15 protein-coding genes are annotated in these 17,009 nt (G+C 55.3%); 6 read left to right on the top strand and 9 right to left on the bottom strand.

All coding sequences use genetic code 11. The features are described from left to right. Window positions 1–83: 83 nt before the first annotated feature. Window positions 84–893 carry a prolyl oligopeptidase family serine peptidase gene (locus GBC03_04985; protein QFS69607.1) on the top strand — a complete coding sequence of 270 codons (810 nt, stop codon included), beginning with the start codon at window positions 84–86 and terminating at the stop codon, window positions 891–893. 38 nt (window positions 894–931) lie between these two features. On the opposite strand, the gene metE is transcribed toward GBC03_04985, so the two are convergent. After that, window positions 932–3,193, bottom strand: a complete 2,262-nt coding sequence (gene metE, locus GBC03_04980) for a 5-methyltetrahydropteroyltriglutamate--homocysteine S-methyltransferase (protein ID QFS69606.1) — start codon at window positions 3,191–3,193, stop codon at window positions 932–934. A 235-nt stretch (window positions 3,194–3,428) separates the two neighbouring features. Here metE and metR point away from each other — a divergent pair, with 235 nt between their 5' ends. After that, window positions 3,429–4,382 (top strand): HTH-type transcriptional regulator MetR, encoded by a 954-nt coding sequence (metR, locus tag GBC03_04975; GenBank protein QFS69605.1) that lies wholly within the window; start codon window positions 3,429–3,431, stop codon window positions 4,380–4,382. On the opposite strand, the gene bioP is transcribed toward metR, so the two are convergent. The 3 genes from bioP to pldB all read right to left on the bottom strand — a co-directional run bounded on the left by bioP (window position 4,270) and on the right by pldB (window position 7,081). Then, window positions 4,270–5,169, bottom strand: coding sequence for a biotin transporter (bioP, locus tag GBC03_04970; GenBank protein ID QFS69604.1), 900 nt, complete (start codon window positions 5,167–5,169; stop codon window positions 4,270–4,272). The two genes, metR and bioP, sit on opposite strands and share 113 nt — an antisense overlap. A gap of 80 nt (window positions 5,170–5,249) precedes the next feature. Then, on the bottom strand, window positions 5,250–6,050 hold the full coding sequence (gene yigL / locus GBC03_04965; protein QFS69603.1) for a sugar/pyridoxal phosphate phosphatase YigL: 801 nt from the start codon (window positions 6,048–6,050) through the stop codon (window positions 5,250–5,252). Between the two features lie 8 nt (window positions 6,051–6,058). Further along, complete coding sequence (pldB, locus tag GBC03_04960; GenBank protein QFS69602.1) at window positions 6,059–7,081, bottom strand: lysophospholipase L2; 1,023 nt, start codon at window positions 7,079–7,081, stop codon at window positions 6,059–6,061. Window positions 7,082–7,192: 111 nt separating this feature from the next. Here pldB and rhtB point away from each other — a divergent pair, with 111 nt between their 5' ends. Next, entirely contained in the window at window positions 7,193–7,813 is a 621-nt protein-coding gene (rhtB, locus tag GBC03_04955) for a homoserine/homoserine lactone efflux protein (GenBank protein QFS69601.1), read from the top strand. A 42-nt stretch (window positions 7,814–7,855) separates the two neighbouring features. Here the strand turns inward: rhtB and rhtC are convergent, their stop codons facing one another. The 3 genes from rhtC to pldA form a co-directional block, all read right to left on the bottom strand. Continuing rightward, window positions 7,856–8,476 carry a threonine export protein RhtC gene (gene rhtC, locus GBC03_04950; protein QFS69600.1) on the bottom strand — a complete coding sequence of 207 codons (621 nt, stop codon included), beginning with the start codon at window positions 8,474–8,476 and terminating at the stop codon, window positions 7,856–7,858. 67 nt (window positions 8,477–8,543) lie between these two features. Further along, on the bottom strand, window positions 8,544–10,373 hold the full coding sequence (gene recQ, locus GBC03_04945) for an ATP-dependent DNA helicase RecQ (protein ID QFS69599.1): 1,830 nt from the start codon (window positions 10,371–10,373) through the stop codon (window positions 8,544–8,546). 84 nt (window positions 10,374–10,457) lie between these two features. Then, window positions 10,458–11,327, bottom strand: a complete 870-nt coding sequence (gene pldA / locus GBC03_04940; protein QFS69598.1) for a phospholipase A — start codon at window positions 11,325–11,327, stop codon at window positions 10,458–10,460. 164 nt (window positions 11,328–11,491) lie between these two features. Between pldA and GBC03_04935 the strand changes: the two genes are divergently transcribed. From GBC03_04935 to GBC03_04925, 3 genes are all read left to right on the top strand, one after another. Next, on the top strand, window positions 11,492–11,959 hold the full coding sequence (locus tag GBC03_04935; protein QFS69597.1) for a thioesterase family protein: 468 nt from the start codon (window positions 11,492–11,494) through the stop codon (window positions 11,957–11,959). 43 nt (window positions 11,960–12,002) lie between these two features. After that, window positions 12,003–12,899 carry an EamA family transporter RarD gene (rarD, locus tag GBC03_04930; protein QFS69596.1) on the top strand — a complete coding sequence of 299 codons (897 nt, stop codon included), beginning with the start codon at window positions 12,003–12,005 and terminating at the stop codon, window positions 12,897–12,899. Between the two features lie 205 nt (window positions 12,900–13,104). Beyond that, entirely contained in the window at window positions 13,105–13,485 is a 381-nt protein-coding gene (locus GBC03_04925; protein ID QFS69595.1) for a DUF2628 domain-containing protein, read from the top strand. Window positions 13,486–13,517: 32 nt separating this feature from the next. Here the strand turns inward: GBC03_04925 and corA are convergent, their stop codons facing one another. After that, a complete protein-coding gene (corA, locus tag GBC03_04920) occupies window positions 13,518–14,468 on the bottom strand; it encodes a magnesium/cobalt transporter CorA (GenBank protein ID QFS69594.1) in 951 nt (316 codons plus the stop codon). Between the two features lie 358 nt (window positions 14,469–14,826). Further along, the gene (gene uvrD / locus GBC03_04915) at window positions 14,827–16,989 is read right to left on the bottom strand and encodes a DNA helicase II (protein ID QFS69593.1); all 2,163 of its coding nucleotides are present in this window, start codon (window positions 16,987–16,989) and stop codon (window positions 14,827–14,829) included. Window positions 16,990–17,009: the final 20 nt, after the last annotated feature.

The raw sequence follows: 17,009 nt of genomic DNA, 5'->3' as shown, positions 1-17,009 counted from the left end.
GCGAGCCGTTTGAGGCAGTGTGAATGGTTAAAGGCTGTCTATAGTTAATAGTGCGCTATTTTTCTAAGGGTACGGAGAATACCATGACATCAACACAACAAACCGGTTTTGCACCTGCAGCATCCCCGATTGCCTCTACCTCAGTTCATACCCCGGACGACACTATTGTCGCGGGCATTACGTCGATCCCTTCCCAGGGTGACGACATGCCGGCGTATCACGCGCGCCCGAAAAAGAGCGATGGCCCTCTGCCTGTGGTCATTGTAGTGCAGGAAATCTTTGGCGTGCATGAACATATCCGCGACGTCTGCCGTCGCCTGGCGCTGGACGGGTATCTGGCTATCGCGCCAGAACTCTATTTCCGCGAGGGCGATCCGAATGATTTCGCCGATATTCCTACCCTGCTCAGCGGTCTGGTGGCGAAAGTGCCGGATTCTCAGGTACTGGCCGATCTGGATCACGTTGCCAGTTGGGCGTCCCGTAACGGTGGGGATGTTCATCGCCTGATGATCACCGGCTTTTGTTGGGGCGGACGTATTGCCTGGCTGTACGCGGCGCATAACCCGCAGTTGAAAGCCGCAGTGGCCTGGTATGGAAAGCTAGTGGGTGATAAGTCGTTGAATTCGCCGAAGCATCCTGTCGATGTGGCGACCGATCTGAACGCCCCGGTGCTGGGTCTGTACGGCGGTCAGGATAACAGTATTTCGCAGGAAAGCGTGGAGACCATGCGCCAGGCGCTACGCGCCGCTAACGCCAACACGGAGATTATCGTCTATCCCGATGCCGGTCATGCCTTCAATGCCGACTATCGCTCGAGCTATCACGAAGAATCCGCCAAAGACGGCTGGCAAAGAATGCTGGCATGGTTTGCGCAGTACGGAAGTAAGAAATAAGTTCTGGCCCGGAAACACCCGGGCCAGATTTTTCAGGATCACGCCTGACGCAGATTCTGTGCTGCCTGGACCATGTTTGCCAGCGCGGCTCGGGTTTCTGCCCAACCGCGGGTTTTCAGGCCGCAGTCCGGGTTCACCCACAGGCGTTCAGCCGGGATACGCTGCGCCGCTTTTTGCAACAGCGCCTCAATCCATTCTACGCTCGGGACGTTCGGCGAGTGAATGTCATACACGCCCGGTCCAATTTCGTTTGGATAGTCGAACTCTTCAAATGACTCCAGCAACTCCATGTCGGAACGTGAGGTCTCAATGGTTATCACGTCGGCATCCAGCGCGGCGATAGAATCCATGATGTCGTTAAACTCGCAGTAACACATGTGGGTGTGGATCTGGGTATCATCCTTCGCCACCGCTGCATTGATACGAAATGCCTCCACGCCCCACGCCAGATAGGCGGCCCAGTCGCTACGGCGCAGCGGAAGCCCTTCACGTAGTGCGGGTTCATCAATCTGGATGATGCCAATGCCTGCCGCTTCAAGATCTGCCACCTCGTCACGTAGCGCCAGCGCGATCTGTTTGGCAATCGTTTCACGGCTGACATCTTCACGTGGGAACGACCAGCAAAGAATCGTCACCGGGCCGGTCAGCATCCCTTTCACCGGTTTGTCGGTCAGAGACTGGGCGTATTTCGCCCACTCGACGGTAATCGCTTCCGGACGACTAACGTCACCGATCACCACCGGCGGTTTAACACAGCGGGAACCGTAGCTCTGCACCCAGCCGTTCTGGGTGAAGACGAAACCGTCCAGATGTTCACCAAAATATTCCACCATGTCATTACGCTCGGCTTCACCGTGAACCAGCACGTCCAGCCCCAGCCGCTCCTGCTCAACAATCGCCTGCTTGATATGCTCCGCAATGCCGGTGCGGTAGTGGTTGGCATCGAGATTGCCCTTTTTGAAGTCCAGACGCAGGCCGCGGATTTCAGTGGTCTGCGGGAAAGAACCGATAGTGGTCGTTGGCCAGGCCGGCAGGTTGAAGCGCGCACGCTGGGCTTCAGCACGCACCTCATACGGGTTCGCTCGCTGGCTGTCCTGTTCGGTGATGGCCGCCAGACGTTTTTCCACTGCCGCATTGTGTACACGGGTTGAATGGCGACGCGCCTGAATCGGTGCGCTCCATTCGGCGATGGCGGCGGTATCGCCGCTGTTCAGCGCATCGCGCAGCAGCGTCAGTTCGCCACATTTTTGCAGAGCAAAGGCAAACCAGCTCTTCACTTCCTCATCCAGACGCGTTTCGACGCTCAGGTCGATCGGGCTATGCAGCAGCGAGCAGGAAGAAGCCACCCACAGCGCACGAAGGCCTACGATATTGTTAATCTGGGCATATTTTTCTGTCAGATCGGCACGCCAGACGTTACGTCCATTGACCAGACCGGCAGACAGCAGCCAGTCAGACGGCAGGCGTTTGTGCAGCGCCGCCACGTCATCTTTACCGTGGACCAGGTCAACGTGCAGCCCCTGTACCGACAGCGCGGTAATGGTATCAAGGTTCGGCGTCACACCTTCAAAGTAAGTGGTCAACAGCAGTTTCACCTGCCCGGAAAGTGCATCGTAGGCCGGTTTGAAGGCGTTCAGCCACGCCTGCGGCAGCTCCAGCACTAACGCCGGTTCGTCAATCTGCACCCACTCGATACCGCGTTTTGCCAGCTCAGCCAGCACCTGTTTGTACACCGGCAGAATGTCATTCAACAGGCTCAGGCGGTCGAACGATTCGCCTTTCACTTTCCCCAGCCACAGATACGTCACCGGCCCCAGCAGCACGGGTTTCACCTTGTGACCCAGCGCCAGCGCCTCGTCCACTTCATCCAGCAGTTGTGTCCAGGTCAGTTTGAACTGCTGACCTTTAACGAACTCCGGCACCATGTAGTGATAGTTGGTGTTAAACCACTTGGTCATTTCCGCCGCTGCCGCAGGTTCACCGGTCGGCGCACGACCACGACCAATGCGGAACAGCGTGTCGATATCGACACAACCGTCTTTGTTCTGATGACGAGCCGGCACGTTGCCGAGCAGCAGGCTGGTGGTCAGAACATGGTCATACCAGGCGAAGTCACCCACCGGCAGAAGATCAATACCCGCTTGCTTTTGTTGATCCCAGTGGCGCGCTCGCAGCTCGCGGCCCACCGCCAGTAGCTCTTCACGGGTCGCATTACCCGCCCAGTAGCTTTCTTGCGCTTTTTTCAGCTCGCGACGCAGGCCAACGCGAGGGAAACCGAGGGTGTGATTCAATATTGTCATTTTACTGCCTCTAATTATATGTAAATCCTATGGATTTTGAATTTAGGGAAGGCGGCAAGTTTGCTCATCCCCGGGAGCTTACTGAAGTAAGTGACCGGGGTGAGTAAACGCAGCCAACGCACCATAAATTTAAAAGACGAAGGATTTTGGACGTCCAGATGTTTACACATCCATATTTGACAGTTACTGTATATTCCTCAAGCGCAATTTGTTCATGCCGAAGTGAAGGACTTTCATGATCGAGATTAAACACCTGAAAACGCTCCAGGCGTTGCGGAATACCGGGTCGCTGGCAGCCGCCGCGGCGACGCTGCATCAAACCCAATCCGCCTTGTCTCACCAGTTCAGCGATCTGGAGCAGCGCCTTGGCTTTCGGCTATTTATTCGTAAAAGCCAGCCGCTACGTTTCACCCCTCAGGGTGAGATCCTGCTACAGCTGGCCAGTCAGGTCCTGCCGCAAATTAACCGCGCGTTGCAGGCCTGCAACGAACCGCAGCAGACTCGTCTGCGCATCGCTATTGAGTGTCATAGCTGTATTCAGTGGCTGACCCCGGCGCTGGAAAACTTCCGCGCTAAATGGCCGCAGGTGGAGATGGATTTTAAATCCGGCGTGACGTTTGACCCCCAGCCCGCGCTCCAGCAGGACGAACTGGATCTGGTAATGACCTCTGACATTCTGCCGCGCAGCGGGCTGCACTATTCGCCAATGTTCGATTTTGAAGTTCGCCTGGTGCTGGCCCCCGATCATCCGCTGACCAGCAAGACACAGGTAACGCCGGAAGATTTAGCCAGCGAAACGCTGCTGATCTATCCGGTACAGCGCAGTCGACTGGACGTCTGGCGCCATTTTCTTCAGCCAGCGGGGGTCAGCCCGTCACTGAAAAGTGTGGATAACACCCTGCTGTTGATTCAGATGGTGGCAGCAAACATGGGCATTGCCGCCCTGCCGCACTGGGTCGTGGAAAGTTTTGAACGCCAGGGTCTGGTGGTGACCAGAACCCTGGGGGATGGCTTATGGAGCCGGCTGTACGCCGCCGTGCGTGACGGAGAGCAGCGTCAGCCGGTGACTGAGGCGTTTATTCGATCGGCGCGCAATCACGCCTGCGATCATCTGCCATTTGTACGGAGCGCGGAGCGACCCATTTTCGATGCACCCACAGTGACGCCAGTATCACAGCCGCACCCGTAATAAAGCTCGGCCAGTGAGGCTGTTGGTGCCAAATCGCCAGGTTGACCAGCAGTCCTGCGGGCACATGCATGTTGTTCATAATACCCAGCGTGCCCGCATCGACCTGTGTGGCACCGTAGTTCCACATAAAGTAGCCGATCCCTGAAGCCGCCACGCCGAGGAACACCAGAATGCCCCACTGGAGTGTCGTCTCCGGCATTTTCTGCGCATTGCCCAGCATGAACCAGGCGACCACGGCCACCAGAAACGCGCCGAGGTAAAACCACGCAAATGCATTATGCTGCGGCATCGGGCGCGTCTCCATCAGGCGCTTATAGCCCACCATCCCGATGGCAAAGCTAATGTTGGAAAGTTGGACCAGCAGCAGGCCCGTCCAGAAGTGATCGGTCACCTGGTCATAGCGAATAATCCCTGCGCCAATCACCGCCAGCAGCGCGCTGAAAGCATAGCCCCAGCGCAGGCGACGCTTGCTCATTAGATCGTAAATCAGCGTGATATAGAGCGGCGTCAACACGGTAAACAGCAGCAGTTCAGAAACGGTCAGGTAGAGATAAGCGTGGAAACTCAGCATATACATGATGCCAAGCTGCATGGCCCCCACCAGCATATACAGGCCGATAGTTTTCAGGCTGTGCCCGCGGGTACGCAGGAAAGGCAGGAATACCAGCGCCGCCAGACCGACCCGAACCAGCACCGCAAAGTAGCTATCGACGTGTCCGGCAAGGTACTCCCCAAACAAACTGAAGGAGAAGGCCCACAGGATCGTAGTAATGATCAGTAACGCCACAATGGATATCTCTGAGAATAAGGAGTATCCATTGTAGCGGAGAGTTAAGTTGACGACTGGTTAATTAATAAGCATTCATTTTAGCGCAAGAAAAGATCGCGCAGGTAGTGCGGTACCGCGTCATCGACGTTGATGCCAATCACTTCCAGTTCCGGATGCAAATCCTTCAGACGCTGGTGCGCATTGCCCATAATGCAGCCTTTACCCGCCATCGACAGCATTTCAGCGTCGTTCATGCCGTCGCCAAAGGCGATGCAGTCTTTAAGGCTGTAACCCATCGCTTTGGCAACCGCTTCCAGCGCATGACCTTTCGACACGCCGCCCGCCATCACTTCCAGGCAGGTGAGCGTGGAGAAACTCACGTTGACGCGATCGCCCCAGCGCGCATTAATAGCCTGTTCCAGCGGCAGCAGAATGTCATGAGAATGGCTGGTAAAGAACACTTTGCTGACGCCTTCCGGCTCCAGTAAACCGGGTTCAAACAGCGTGTAATGGAACACCGCCTCTTTGAAAAAGCGCATCTCATCCGGACGATGGCGGTTCATAAACCATTCGTCATCACGATAGACGTTGGTAATGATATCCGGGTTAGTGTTCACCACCCCAAACAGATCGCTGGCAATATCGCGATCCAGGTTATGGGTAAACACCAGATTTCCGTCCATGTCATGTACACGCGCACCGTTGGAGGTGATCATCCAGGACTTAATCCCCAGGTTATCGCGGATCTGTCCCACGTCGACATGGTGACGACCCGTCGCAAAGACAAAATTAACGCCGCGCGCGGTCAATAGCTTCAGCGTTTCTTTCGCGTAGGGAGATAGGGTATGGTCGGGAGAAAGCAGTGTGCCATCTAAATCAGACGCAACAACCTGATACATATAAAAATTCAACCTCTGAGCAAAGCGGTTTCCGCTGATGAGTTATGCTTGTTGAAAAAACCAACAATAGCCTGAAGCGCAACTGAGCGCATAGCGTCCTTTTCAAAAAGGATCTCATGGTAAGCGCCTTTAATGACCAGCGGATGACCCCCTTCGACAGGATGGCCCGCTGCGGCGCGGAGTTCACAAAAACGTTCGTGCATGCGGTTATCCACCACACGCTCTTCTTCGGCCTGAATCAGCAGAGTTGGCGTGGCGTCATCGCCCGCGCCTGCCAGCGCTTGTTCAGCTGCCAGGATGCCTTCCCGTACCCAGTGATAGGTCGGGCCGCCGACACGCAGCTGCGGCTCATCCGCATAAAAACGTAAATTACGCCGATAGCGCTGTCGACTGTGGGTTAATACATTCATGCTAAAAGGCAATGCCCGCCAGCGTCCGGTGCCTATCGCATACCCTTCCCGGATACGCTGATGCCCTTCAGCCCAGTCCAGAATATGGCGGACCATCCAGTCCGGCAGCCGCATTACAATACCAAACATCGGCGCACAGAGCGCGATAGCATCGCACTGATGCGGATGACGCTGCAAAAACAGCGTCGCAATCGCCCCGCCCATCGAATGCGCCAGAATATAACGTTTACGCCACGGCCCCGGCTGAACTTCTTGTTCCCAGAACGCCGATAAATCATCAACATAGTCGTTGAAATTGTCGACATGACCGCGATTGGGATCCGATAGCATACGCCCTGAACGTCCCTGGCCGCGATGGTCAATAATGAGGATATCAAAGCCCAGATGAAACAGGTCATACGCCAGTTCGGCGTACTTCACATAGCTTTCTATTCGCCCCGGGCAGATGACGATGACACGATCGTTATGCTCAGCGCGAAACCGGACAAAGCGCACCGGCACCCGGCCCACACCGGTCAATTCCGCTTCCTCGCGCTGACGCCAGAAGTCTGTTAACGGCCCCATGGAAAAAGCCGCAAACGCGTTTTCTCTCGTTTCCCAGTCTTTTTGCTGCTGAAACATCGGGTATCCAGCCTCGTTTACCAGGTAAAAATCGTTTTTTCAGTAGCGCGTAACACTTTACTGTGACAGTAGCGTATTGTGGCATAAAAACAGACAATCAGGGAGTTTCTCATGACCTTCGAATGGTGGTTCGCCTACCTACTGACATCCATAATTTTGAGCCTTTCACCCGGTTCCGGCGCCATCAACACCATGACGACTTCCATTAATCACGGCTATCGCGGCGCAGCGGCGTCGATTGCCGGGTTACAGGCCGGGCTGGGCATTCATATCGTGCTGGTCGGCGTGGGTCTGGGTACCCTGTTTTCGCGCTCCGTCATCGCCTTTGAGGTGCTGAAATGGGCGGGCGCCGCCTATCTGATTTGGTTAGGTATTCAGCAATGGCGCGCCGCCGGGGCCATTGACCTGAATACAATGGCCCAGACCCAGTCACGCGGTCGCCTGTTTAAACGCGCGGTATTCGTGAATCTGACGAACCCCAAAAGCATCGTCTTTCTGGCAGCCCTTTTCCCGCAGTTCGTGATGCCAAAGGAACCGCAGCTGATGCAGTACATCGTGCTTGGCGTGACCACCATTGTGGTCGATATCGTGGTGATGATCGGCTATGCCACGCTGGCGCAGCGTATCGCCTTGTGGATCAAAGGGCCGAAGCAGATGAAAGCGTTAAACAAAGTGTTCGGTTCACTGTTTATGCTGGTGGGCGCACTACTGGCGTCGGCTCGCCATGCCTGACAGGTTGCCGGATAGCGGCTGGCGCGTATCCGGCACGAAGCCTTATCGCGAAATGATCAGGTGGATACCAAATCCAGCGAACAACGCCCCGGCAAAACCGTCGATCCATTTCGCCATGCGCTGATAGCCGCGACGCATTTTCGGTAGCGCAAACAGGCTGGCGACCACGGTAAACCACGCGAAGGTCTCAACAATAATCAGCACGAAAATCCCCCAGCGCGCGGCGGTACCGACGCTGTCGCCGACGAACAGAGAAAAGACCGAACCGAAGTAGATGATGGCTTTCGGGTTAGCCAGATTCGTCAGTAACCCCTTCAGGAAACTGCGGCCGCTTTGCGCCAGCTCAACCTGCGGCGTGGGGGCGGCAACATCCTGCTTTTTCAACGCCCCACGCAGCATCTGGTAACCCATCCAGCACAGATACAGACCGCCGCCAACCATGATAATGGTGTGTAACCAGGCCATTTTTTCGATGATCAGATGCAGGCCGAGCAGCGCGATGCCCGCCCAGACCATAACGCCACAGGTAATGCCCAACACACCCATCATCGCTTCTTTGCGCGAGCGGCTGACCGCCGTCTGCGAGACAAAAAAGAAATCCGGCCCTGGGCTCATCAGTGCCACAATGTGCACCATCGCCACGGTGAGAAATAACATTAGCATGATCGAAAATACTCGCGGGGGAAACAGTTCAGTGAGTCACCATCCTGGCACTTTTTTGCCCGGCTGACTACTCTTCGTCATCACCATCGACGTGGGCGCGGATCAGCGCCATAAACTCTTTACCGAAGCGCTCCAGTTTACGCATTCCCACCCCGTTGACGCTGAGCATTTCGCTCGCGGAAACCGGCATCTGTTCCGCCATCTCAATCAGCGTGGCATCGTTAAAGACGACGTATGGCGGGATGTTCTCTTCATCGGCAATGGCTTTACGCAGCTTGCGCAGTTTGGCGAACAGTTTGCGATCGTAATTGCCGCCAAAGGATTTCTGCATCACGCGCGGTTTCAGGGCGACAATACGCGGCACGGCGAGTTGCAGCGCGACGTCGCCGCGCAGCACCGGACGCGCGGCTTCGGTGAGCTGGAGCGCCGAATGGTGAGCAATGTTCTGCGTCACCAGCCCCAGGTGAATCAACTGGCGGATCACGCTCACCCAGTGTTCGTGGCTCTGCTCACGACCAATGCCATACACCGGCAGTTTATCGTGTGCCAGTTCGCGGATACGCTGACTATTCGCGCCGCGCAGCACCTCCACGACGTAGCCCATCCCGAAGCGCTGGTTAACGCGATAAATCGTCGACAGCGCTTTGCGCGCATCCATCAGACCGTCGTACTGTTTTGGCGGATCGAGACAGATATCGCAGTTGCCGCACGGCTCCTGACGTCCTTCACCGAAGTAGTTAAGCAGCACCAGACGACGGCAGGTTTGCGCCTCGGCAAACGCGCCCATCGCGTTTAGCTTATGCCGTTCAATATCCTGTAGCTGCCCCTGCGGTTTTTCTTCCAGACAGCGGCGCAGCCACGCCATATCCGCCGGATCGTAAAACAGCATTGCCTCCGCAGGCAGGCCGTCACGCCCGGCGCGACCGGTTTCCTGGTAGTAAGATTCAATGTTGCGGGGAATATCGAAATGCACCACAAAACGCACGTTGGGTTTGTTGATGCCCATGCCAAAGGCGACGGTCGCCACCACGATTTGCAGATCGTCGCGCTGGAATTTCTCCTGCACGTCGGCACGGATGTGATTTTCCAGCCCCGCATGGTACGCGGCGGCGCTAATACCCCGGCTTTGCAGACGCGCGGCGGTGTCTTCCACCTTCGCACGGCTGTTGCAGTAAATAATCCCGGATTTACCGCGCTGTTCCTGCACATAGCGCATCAACTGATCGAGCGGTTTAAACTTCTCCATCAGCATGTAGCGAATGTTTGGCCGGTCAAAACTGCTGATCTGGATTAAGGGATCGTTCAGCCCCAGCAGGCGAACAATGTCCAGCCGCGTGGTTTCATCAGCTGTCGCGGTCAGCGCGACGAACGGCAGTGCAGGAAAACGCTGTCTGAGCTGCCCGAGTGCGGCATATTCCGGGCGGAAGTCATGCCCCCACTGCGAGATGCAGTGCGCTTCGTCCACGGCCAGTAACACCGGATTCCAGTGCGCCAGATGCTCAAGGAAGTTATCCAGCATCAGGCGTTCAGGGGCGATATAGAGCAGACGGATTTGCCCGGTGCGACACCCTGTCATCACCTCAAGCTGCTGCTCGCGGGTTTGCGTCGAGTTCAGACAGGCGGCCGCCACGCCGTTCGCCAACAGTTGGTCGACCTGATCTTTCATCAGGGAGATCAGCGGCGAAACGACTACGGTCAGACCGTTGAGCAATAAGGCAGGGATTTGATAGCAGAGGGATTTTCCGCCCCCGGTCGGCATCACGACCAGGCAGTCGCGCCCCGAAACGACGGTGTCGATGATCGCTTCCTGACCCGGGCGAAACTGTTGGTAGCCAAAGGTTTCTTGCAAAACCTGTTTAGCACCTGATTCCAGATTCAACACTTCCGCCTGCGCCACATTAACCCCGTTCGCTTAAATCAAAACAGGCGCTATTTTCAGCGCCTGAGGGAGAAACTGCAATGTTTAAAACACAATCATCGATCAGAAGATATCGTTGAGCATCACGCCCACACCGACACGCGTCTGATTAAAGTTATAGTCGATCAGCGATTCGCCGTACCCGCTATACACCTGAGTATAGAGACGAATATGCTTCGTCATCGGATAACTCAGCCCCAGCTCCGCACCGCCGTAACCGGTATTCCAGTTGTACTGGCCCTTCGCGCTCAGCACCGCATCACCCAGATGATAGCCGACCTTAAGCTGATAATAGCCCATGTATTTGGTGATATCCGGGTTATCGTCGGTACTGCCGATGACGTACCACGGTTTGACCTCCACCAGCCAGTTGCCGTTTTCCGCCATCAGGCGCGTGTAAAGTCGGTTCCAGCTACGTGATGTCGGATCGGAACGCCCGTTCGAATCATGGTTGTAACCCATTTCCACGTCGCGCAGTGTCCATCCGGCAACGCGATAATCCGTCGCAAAGCCCAGGAACAGCTGCGGTTCGTAGTTGGTTTCACGAAAGGGCGACGACTCTTCTGTGTTGGATAGCTGCCACCAGGACTTTTGCGTATACGAGGCGCCCAGAACCGAGTTTGGCCCTGCAATCCCACGCCAGATCGGAAACGCCAGACTCAGTTGGAACTTCACTTCATCTTTGCGGGCGTTTTCGGACCAGTTGTAGGAACTAATCGCTTCTTTGTTCATGTCGCTGGTATTGGTGTAGATCAGGTAGTTCGTATCGTAGGGGTAAAGCGTAAAAGGATTATCATGCTCCTGCAGCATATTGGCGATAATACTGCCCCGCACCGCCGGTGCATCATGAACCTCTTTCACCGTCGCCTCTTGCGCATACGCCGTCAGCGGCAGCATTGCTGCTGGTAGCAACCAAGCCAGAATCGCCCGCATTCTTGTTGTTCTCCTGAACGAAAGATTTTTGATTTGTTTATTATTCTGCCAACCATTTTACATATTTACACACCACCTCGTTAGTTATCCCGTCTTAAAGTGGAAAACAACATTTAAGAAGCATAACATCAACATTTCATTAACCATTGGAGTGTCGAAATCGTATGTCTGCCGTACTGACTGCTGAGCAAGCCCTGAAGCTCGTGGGCGAAATGTTTGTCTATCACATGCCGTTTAACCGGGCGCTGGGACTGGAACTGGAGCGCTACGAAAAAGAATTTGCCCAACTGGCCTTTAATAATCAGCCGATGATGGTCGGGAACTGGGCGCAGAGCATTCTGCATGGCGGAGTGATCGCCTCTGCTCTGGACGTGGCAGCCGGACTGGTGTGTGTCGGCAGTACCCTGACGCGCCATGAAACCATCAGTGAAGACGAACTGCGTCAGCGTCTGTCCCGCATGGGGACCATCGATCTGCGCGTGGACTACCTGCGTCCGGGTCGGGGCAATCGCTTTACCGCCACCAGCAGTCTGCTGCGCGCAGGGAACAAAGTCGCCGTGGCACGTGTGGAACTGCATAACGAAGACCGGCTTTATATTGCCAGCGCTACCGCCACTTATATGGTGGGGTAAAAACAGGTAAACTGCTGTTACATTTCAGACATGAGTTTTCCCGATGGATGCAAAACAAACGCGGCTGGGCGTGTTACTCGCTCTTGCCGCCTATTTTATTTGGGGGATCGCTCCGGCGTACTTCAAGCTAATTTATTACGTCCCCGCAGATGAAATCCTGACCCATCGCGTGATCTGGTCGTTTTTCTTTATGGTGGCGCTGATCAGCATCAGCCGTCAGTGGTCGAGCGTGAAGGCGCTGCTGCAAACGCCGAAAAAGATCTTCCTGCTGGCGCTCTCTGCGGTACTCGTGGGGGGTAACTGGCTGCTGTTTATCTGGGCGGTAAACAACCACCATATGCTGGAAGCCAGCCTGGGTTACTTTATCAACCCGCTGGTGAATATTGTGTTGGGGATGCTTTTTCTCGGTGAACGCTTTCGCCGGATGCAGTGGCTGGCGGTGATTCTGGCGACCTGTGGCGTTCTGGTGCAGCTCTGGACCTTCGGCTCATTGCCCATTATCGCGCTGGGACTGGCGTTCAGTTTTGCTTTTTACGGTCTGGTGCGCAAGAAAATCGCCGTTGAAGCGCAAACCGGGATGCTGGTGGAAACCCTGTGGCTGCTGCCCATTGCCGCAATCTACCTGTTCGGCATCGCCGACAGCTCAACCAGCCATATGGGACAGAACCCGATGTCGCTCAACCTGCTGCTGATTGCTGCCGGGGTGGTGACCACGGTGCCGCTGCTGTGCTTCACCGGTGCGGCGACCCGTCTGCGGCTTTCTACGCTGGGCTTTTTCCAGTACATCGGCCCGACGCTAATGTTCCTGCTGGCCGTGACGTTCTACGGGGAGGTTCCAGGATCGGATAAAATGGTGACGTTCGCCTTTATCTGGGTCGCACTGGCGATCTTCGTGACGGATGCGATTTATACCCAGCGCAGAACGCGCAAGGGAATGTAGTCGTGATAGGCCTGATGGCGCTTCGCTTATCAGGCCTACGTTACCTGTAGGCCTGATAAGGCGTAGCCGCCATCCGGCAGCGTTCTTCTGTCGGAAGAATCTTTATAAATTCTGAAATAACACCACTTCCCTATAATCTTGTTTCGTTCTTTTTTTCACTGACAGATGCTTAGCATGTTTATTATGTCGCGAAGAAGGGAATGTTATGGAAAAGAACGAGGATACGATCGGAGAACTTAGCGAAAAGTGGCGGGCCAGATTTGCATTCTATGACCAGTACGGTCTTCCTGGTTTCTGGAAGACACCTCCGCTTTACGCTTCAGGCTACAAAACCCTCTCTTTCAGCCAGAAAATGAGTATGGGGTTAAATATTTGGGCATTAGTGTTTTCTTTCATTTACCTTTTTTATTTAGGCCTGTGGAAGAAAGGCATTACCGTATTACTCCTCTTTCTGGCGGTAGGTGCTATCTCCATGGCCTATGACATAAGTATCATCGGATACGCAATTTCCGCATTAGTCGGTTTCAAAGCGAATATCTGGTTCTATCTGCTGAAGGTTAAGAATGAGCAAACCTGGGGTTTGTAAGCCCGGTAAGCGTAGCGCCACCGGGCGTGATACTACAGCCAGTTCTTGCGCTTAAAGTACAGATACGGCGCCAGACCTGCGAGCAGCATGAAGATAATCGCGCCCGGATAACCAAAGCTCCAGCGCAGCTCAGGCATAAACTCGAAGTTCATCCCATAGCTGGATGCCACCAGCGTCGGCGGCAGGAAAACCACGGAAACCACCGAGAAGATCTTGATGATCCGGTTCTGCTCGATGTTGATAAAGCCCATCGCCGCCTGCATCAGGAAGTTCACTTTCTGGAACAGGGATTCGTTGTGCGGCAGCAGGGATTCGATATCTCGCAGGATCTCGCGCGCCTGTTCCAGTTGTCCGCCCGGCAAACGCGCTTTGCGAACCAGGAAGTTCAGTGCGCGCTGGGTATCCATCAGACACAGGCGAACTTTCCAGCCGATATCTTCCAGTTCCGCCAGCGTCGAGAGCGCCTCATCGTACTCATCGCCCTGATGACCTTCCATAATCACCCGACTCAGCTCTTCCAGATCGCTGTAGATATTTTCAATTTCATCCGCCAATTGCTCAATTTTGGTTTCGAACAGATCCAGCAGCAGTTCATAGGCGTTACCGTCAACCATGGCCTGGCTACGGGCACGCATACGATACAGACGAAACGCGGGCAGCTCACGTTCACGCAGAGTAAACAGGCGGCCATCGCGAATGGTGAATGCCACGGTGGAGTTACCCGCGTGGTCTTCCGCATCTTCGAAGAAGAAAAAGGAGTGGATGTGCAGACCGTCTTCGTCTTCGAAGAAACGGGCGGATGCTTCGATGTCTTCCAGTTCAGGACGTGTCGCCAGGCTTTGGCCCAGCTCAGATTGTACGCGCAGTCGCTCGTCGTCGTCCGGCTCGACCAGGTCGACCCATACGGCATCAATCAGGGTTTGTGACTCTTCGACTTCCAGCCGGATGAGTCGGTTATTTTCCAGTTGAAATGCGCTCAACATGACCGGGACTCCCAATGCTTAAAAATATCGGACAGTTCGGTGGGCACACAGAAACAATTGGGTTTCAGACCATTAAACAGCCTGACTCAGCGCGACGGGAAAATAGAGAAGGTCGCTGACAACCGCTAAGGCTATCAGCAAAAAGGGATAGCCTTAGGAGTTGATCCTGGATGACAGGATAATGAGCCAGTATCTACTGGGTGTGTCCAAGGCGAATGTCCTCTTAGCGTAATCGTGCGCGCATGTTACGCCAGCAAAAATTTGCCGTCAACACGCAACGAAACGCGAAAAAGTAATAATTTCCCCTTATGCAGAAAGGTTAGCAGAGAGGGAAATTTAAGTGATATTTATCTATAAGTTAGACCGTTTCCAGCTTCGCATACGCGGCGACGAGCCATTTGATTCCCTGTCCCTGGAAGGCCACCTGCAACCGGCTGTGTTCGCCGCTGCCTTCCAGATTCACAATGGTGCCCTCGCCGAACTTAGCATGACGCACACGCTGGCCCAGCTTGTAGCCGGTGTCATTCTCCGCCATCGGCGTCCCCATCCGTTGATGGCTCACCGGACGGCTGATCGTTGCACGCAGGCGCACCTCTTCAACGCACTCTTCCGGCAACTCGCCGATGAAGCGTGATGGACGGTGATACACCTCTTTGCCATACAGCCGGCGCGTTTCGGCATAGGTTAACGTCAGTTTTTGCATCGCACGGGTCACGCCGACGTAGGCCAGACGACGCTCTTCTTCAAGTCGTCCGCCCTCGTCCAGCGACATCTGGCTGGGGAACATCCCCTCTTCCATCCCGACGATAAACACCTGCGGAAACTCCAGCCCCTTCGCCGAGTGCAGCGTCATGAGCTGTACCGCGTCCTGCCAGGTATCCGCCTGCCCTTCGCCCGCTTCCAGCGCCGCATGGGAGAGAAATGCCTGCAACGGCATCAGGTCTTCGTCTTCTTCGTTGTAGCTGAACTGACGCGTCGCCGTCACCAGTTCCTCTAAGTTCTCGATGCGCGTCTGGCCTTTCTCGCCTTTCTCCTGCTCATACATCATGCGCAGGCCTGAGTCTTTAATCACCCGGTCGGTCTGTACATGCAGCGGCATGTCGGCGGTTTCCTGCGCCAGCGCGTCGATCAGTTCCATAAAACGTTGCAGCGCACTGGCGGCACGACCGGCCAGCGCTTTTTCCTGCAACAGTTCACGACACGCCTGCCACAGCGTGAGCTGGCGATCGCGCGAAGCCTGGCGCACCACGTCCAGCGTCCGATCGCCAATCCCGCGCGTTGGGGTATTCACCACGCGTTCAAAGGCAGCGTCATCATTACGGTTGGCAATCAAACGCAGATAAGAGAGGGCGTCTTTGATTTCCTGACGTTCGAAGAAGCGCATGCCACCGTAGATACGGTACGGCATGCTGGCCTGTAACAATGCCTCTTCCAGCACACGCGACTGGGCGTTACTGCGATAGAGAATGGCGCACTGCTCAAGCGCACCGCCGTTGTCCTGCCAGGTTTTGATCCGGTTGACGACAAAACGCGCTTCATCCAGTTCGTTAAACGCGCAGTAGAGCGAAATCGGCTCGCCTTCGACGCCATCGGTCCACAGTTTTTTACCCAGACGCCCGTTGTTGTTCTCGATCAGGGCGTTAGCCGCGCTGAGGATATTGCTGGTGGAGCGGTAGTTCTGCTCAAGGCGGATCGTTTGTGCGCCGGGGAAGTCGTTCAGGAAGCGCTGGATGTTCTCTACCTGCGCGCCGCGCCAGCCATAGATAGACTGGTCGTCATCGCCGACAATCATCACTTTGCCGGTATCGCCAGCCAGCAGACGAATCCAGGCATACTGAATGTTGTTGGTATCCTGGAATTCGTCCACCAGGATATTGGTGAAACGCTCGCGGTAGTGCTGAAGAATATGCGGCTTATTGAGCCACAACTCATGCGCGCGCAGCAGCAGTTCGGCGAAATCCACCAGTCCCGCACGATCGCACGCTTCCTGATAGGCCTGATAAACCTTTTGCCAGGTTTGCTCAATCGGGTTACCAAAGCTCTGAATATGATGCGGGCGCAGACCTTCGTCTTTCTGCCCGTTGATGTACCACATCGCCTGACGCGCCGGCCACTGCTTCTCGTCGAGGTTCATCGCCTTGATCAGACGCTTAAGCAGGCGCAGCTGGTCTTCACTGTCGAGGATTTGGAAGTCCTGCGGCAAATTCGCATCCATGTGATGCGCGCGCAGCAGTCGGTGCGCCAGACCGTGGAAGGTGCCCACCCACATGCCGCCCTGGCTGGTGCCCATAATCTGGCCGATGCGGTGACGCATCTCCGCCGCCGCTTTGTTGGTAAAGGTGACCGCCATAATCGAGTACGGTGAGTTATTTTCTACCGTCAACAGCCAGGCGATACGGTGTACCAGCACGCGTGTTTTACCACTCCCCGCCCCCGCGAGAACCAGCATGTTGCTACGTGGCGCGGCCACCGCTTCGCGCTGTTTATCATTGAGGCTGTCGAGCAGGTAAGAAACGTCCATTGGCACCGCCGCGTTAGGAA

It is taken from the genome of Citrobacter telavivensis, assembly GCA_009363175.1.
In the GTDB taxonomy this organism is placed as follows: Bacteria; Pseudomonadota; Gammaproteobacteria; order Enterobacterales; family Enterobacteriaceae; genus Citrobacter_A; species Citrobacter_A telavivensis.
This window is presented reverse-complemented; position numbering and strand designations above follow the sequence as displayed.

What these genes read in the sequence shown, in the direction of transcription:
- pldA (QFS69598.1), bottom strand. Translation starts at nt 11,327, where the DNA reads ATGCGGGCGATTCTGGCTTGGTTGCTACCAGCAGCAATGCTGCCGCTG.
- uvrD (QFS69593.1), bottom strand. Translation starts at nt 16,989, where the DNA reads ATGGACGTTTCTTACCTGCTCGACAGCCTCAATGATAAACAGCGCGAA.
- rarD (QFS69596.1), top strand. Translation starts at nt 12,003, where the DNA reads ATGGATGCAAAACAAACGCGGCTGGGCGTGTTACTCGCTCTTGCCGCC.
- pldB (QFS69602.1), bottom strand. Translation starts at nt 7,081, where the DNA reads ATGTTTCAGCAGCAAAAAGACTGGGAAACGAGAGAAAACGCGTTTGCG.
- rhtB (QFS69601.1), top strand. Translation starts at nt 7,193, where the DNA reads ATGACCTTCGAATGGTGGTTCGCCTACCTACTGACATCCATAATTTTG.
- GBC03_04985 (QFS69607.1), top strand. Translation starts at nt 84, where the DNA reads ATGACATCAACACAACAAACCGGTTTTGCACCTGCAGCATCCCCGATT.
- corA (QFS69594.1), bottom strand. Translation starts at nt 14,468, where the DNA reads ATGTTGAGCGCATTTCAACTGGAAAATAACCGACTCATCCGGCTGGAA.
- metE (QFS69606.1), bottom strand. Translation starts at nt 3,193, where the DNA reads ATGACAATATTGAATCACACCCTCGGTTTCCCTCGCGTTGGCCTGCGT.
- yigL (QFS69603.1), bottom strand. Translation starts at nt 6,050, where the DNA reads ATGTATCAGGTTGTTGCGTCTGATTTAGATGGCACACTGCTTTCTCCC.
- rhtC (QFS69600.1), bottom strand. Translation starts at nt 8,476, where the DNA reads ATGCTAATGTTATTTCTCACCGTGGCGATGGTGCACATTGTGGCACTG.
- GBC03_04935 (QFS69597.1), top strand. Translation starts at nt 11,492, where the DNA reads ATGTCTGCCGTACTGACTGCTGAGCAAGCCCTGAAGCTCGTGGGCGAA.
- metR (QFS69605.1), top strand. Translation starts at nt 3,429, where the DNA reads ATGATCGAGATTAAACACCTGAAAACGCTCCAGGCGTTGCGGAATACC.
- GBC03_04925 (QFS69595.1), top strand. Translation starts at nt 13,105, where the DNA reads ATGGAAAAGAACGAGGATACGATCGGAGAACTTAGCGAAAAGTGGCGG.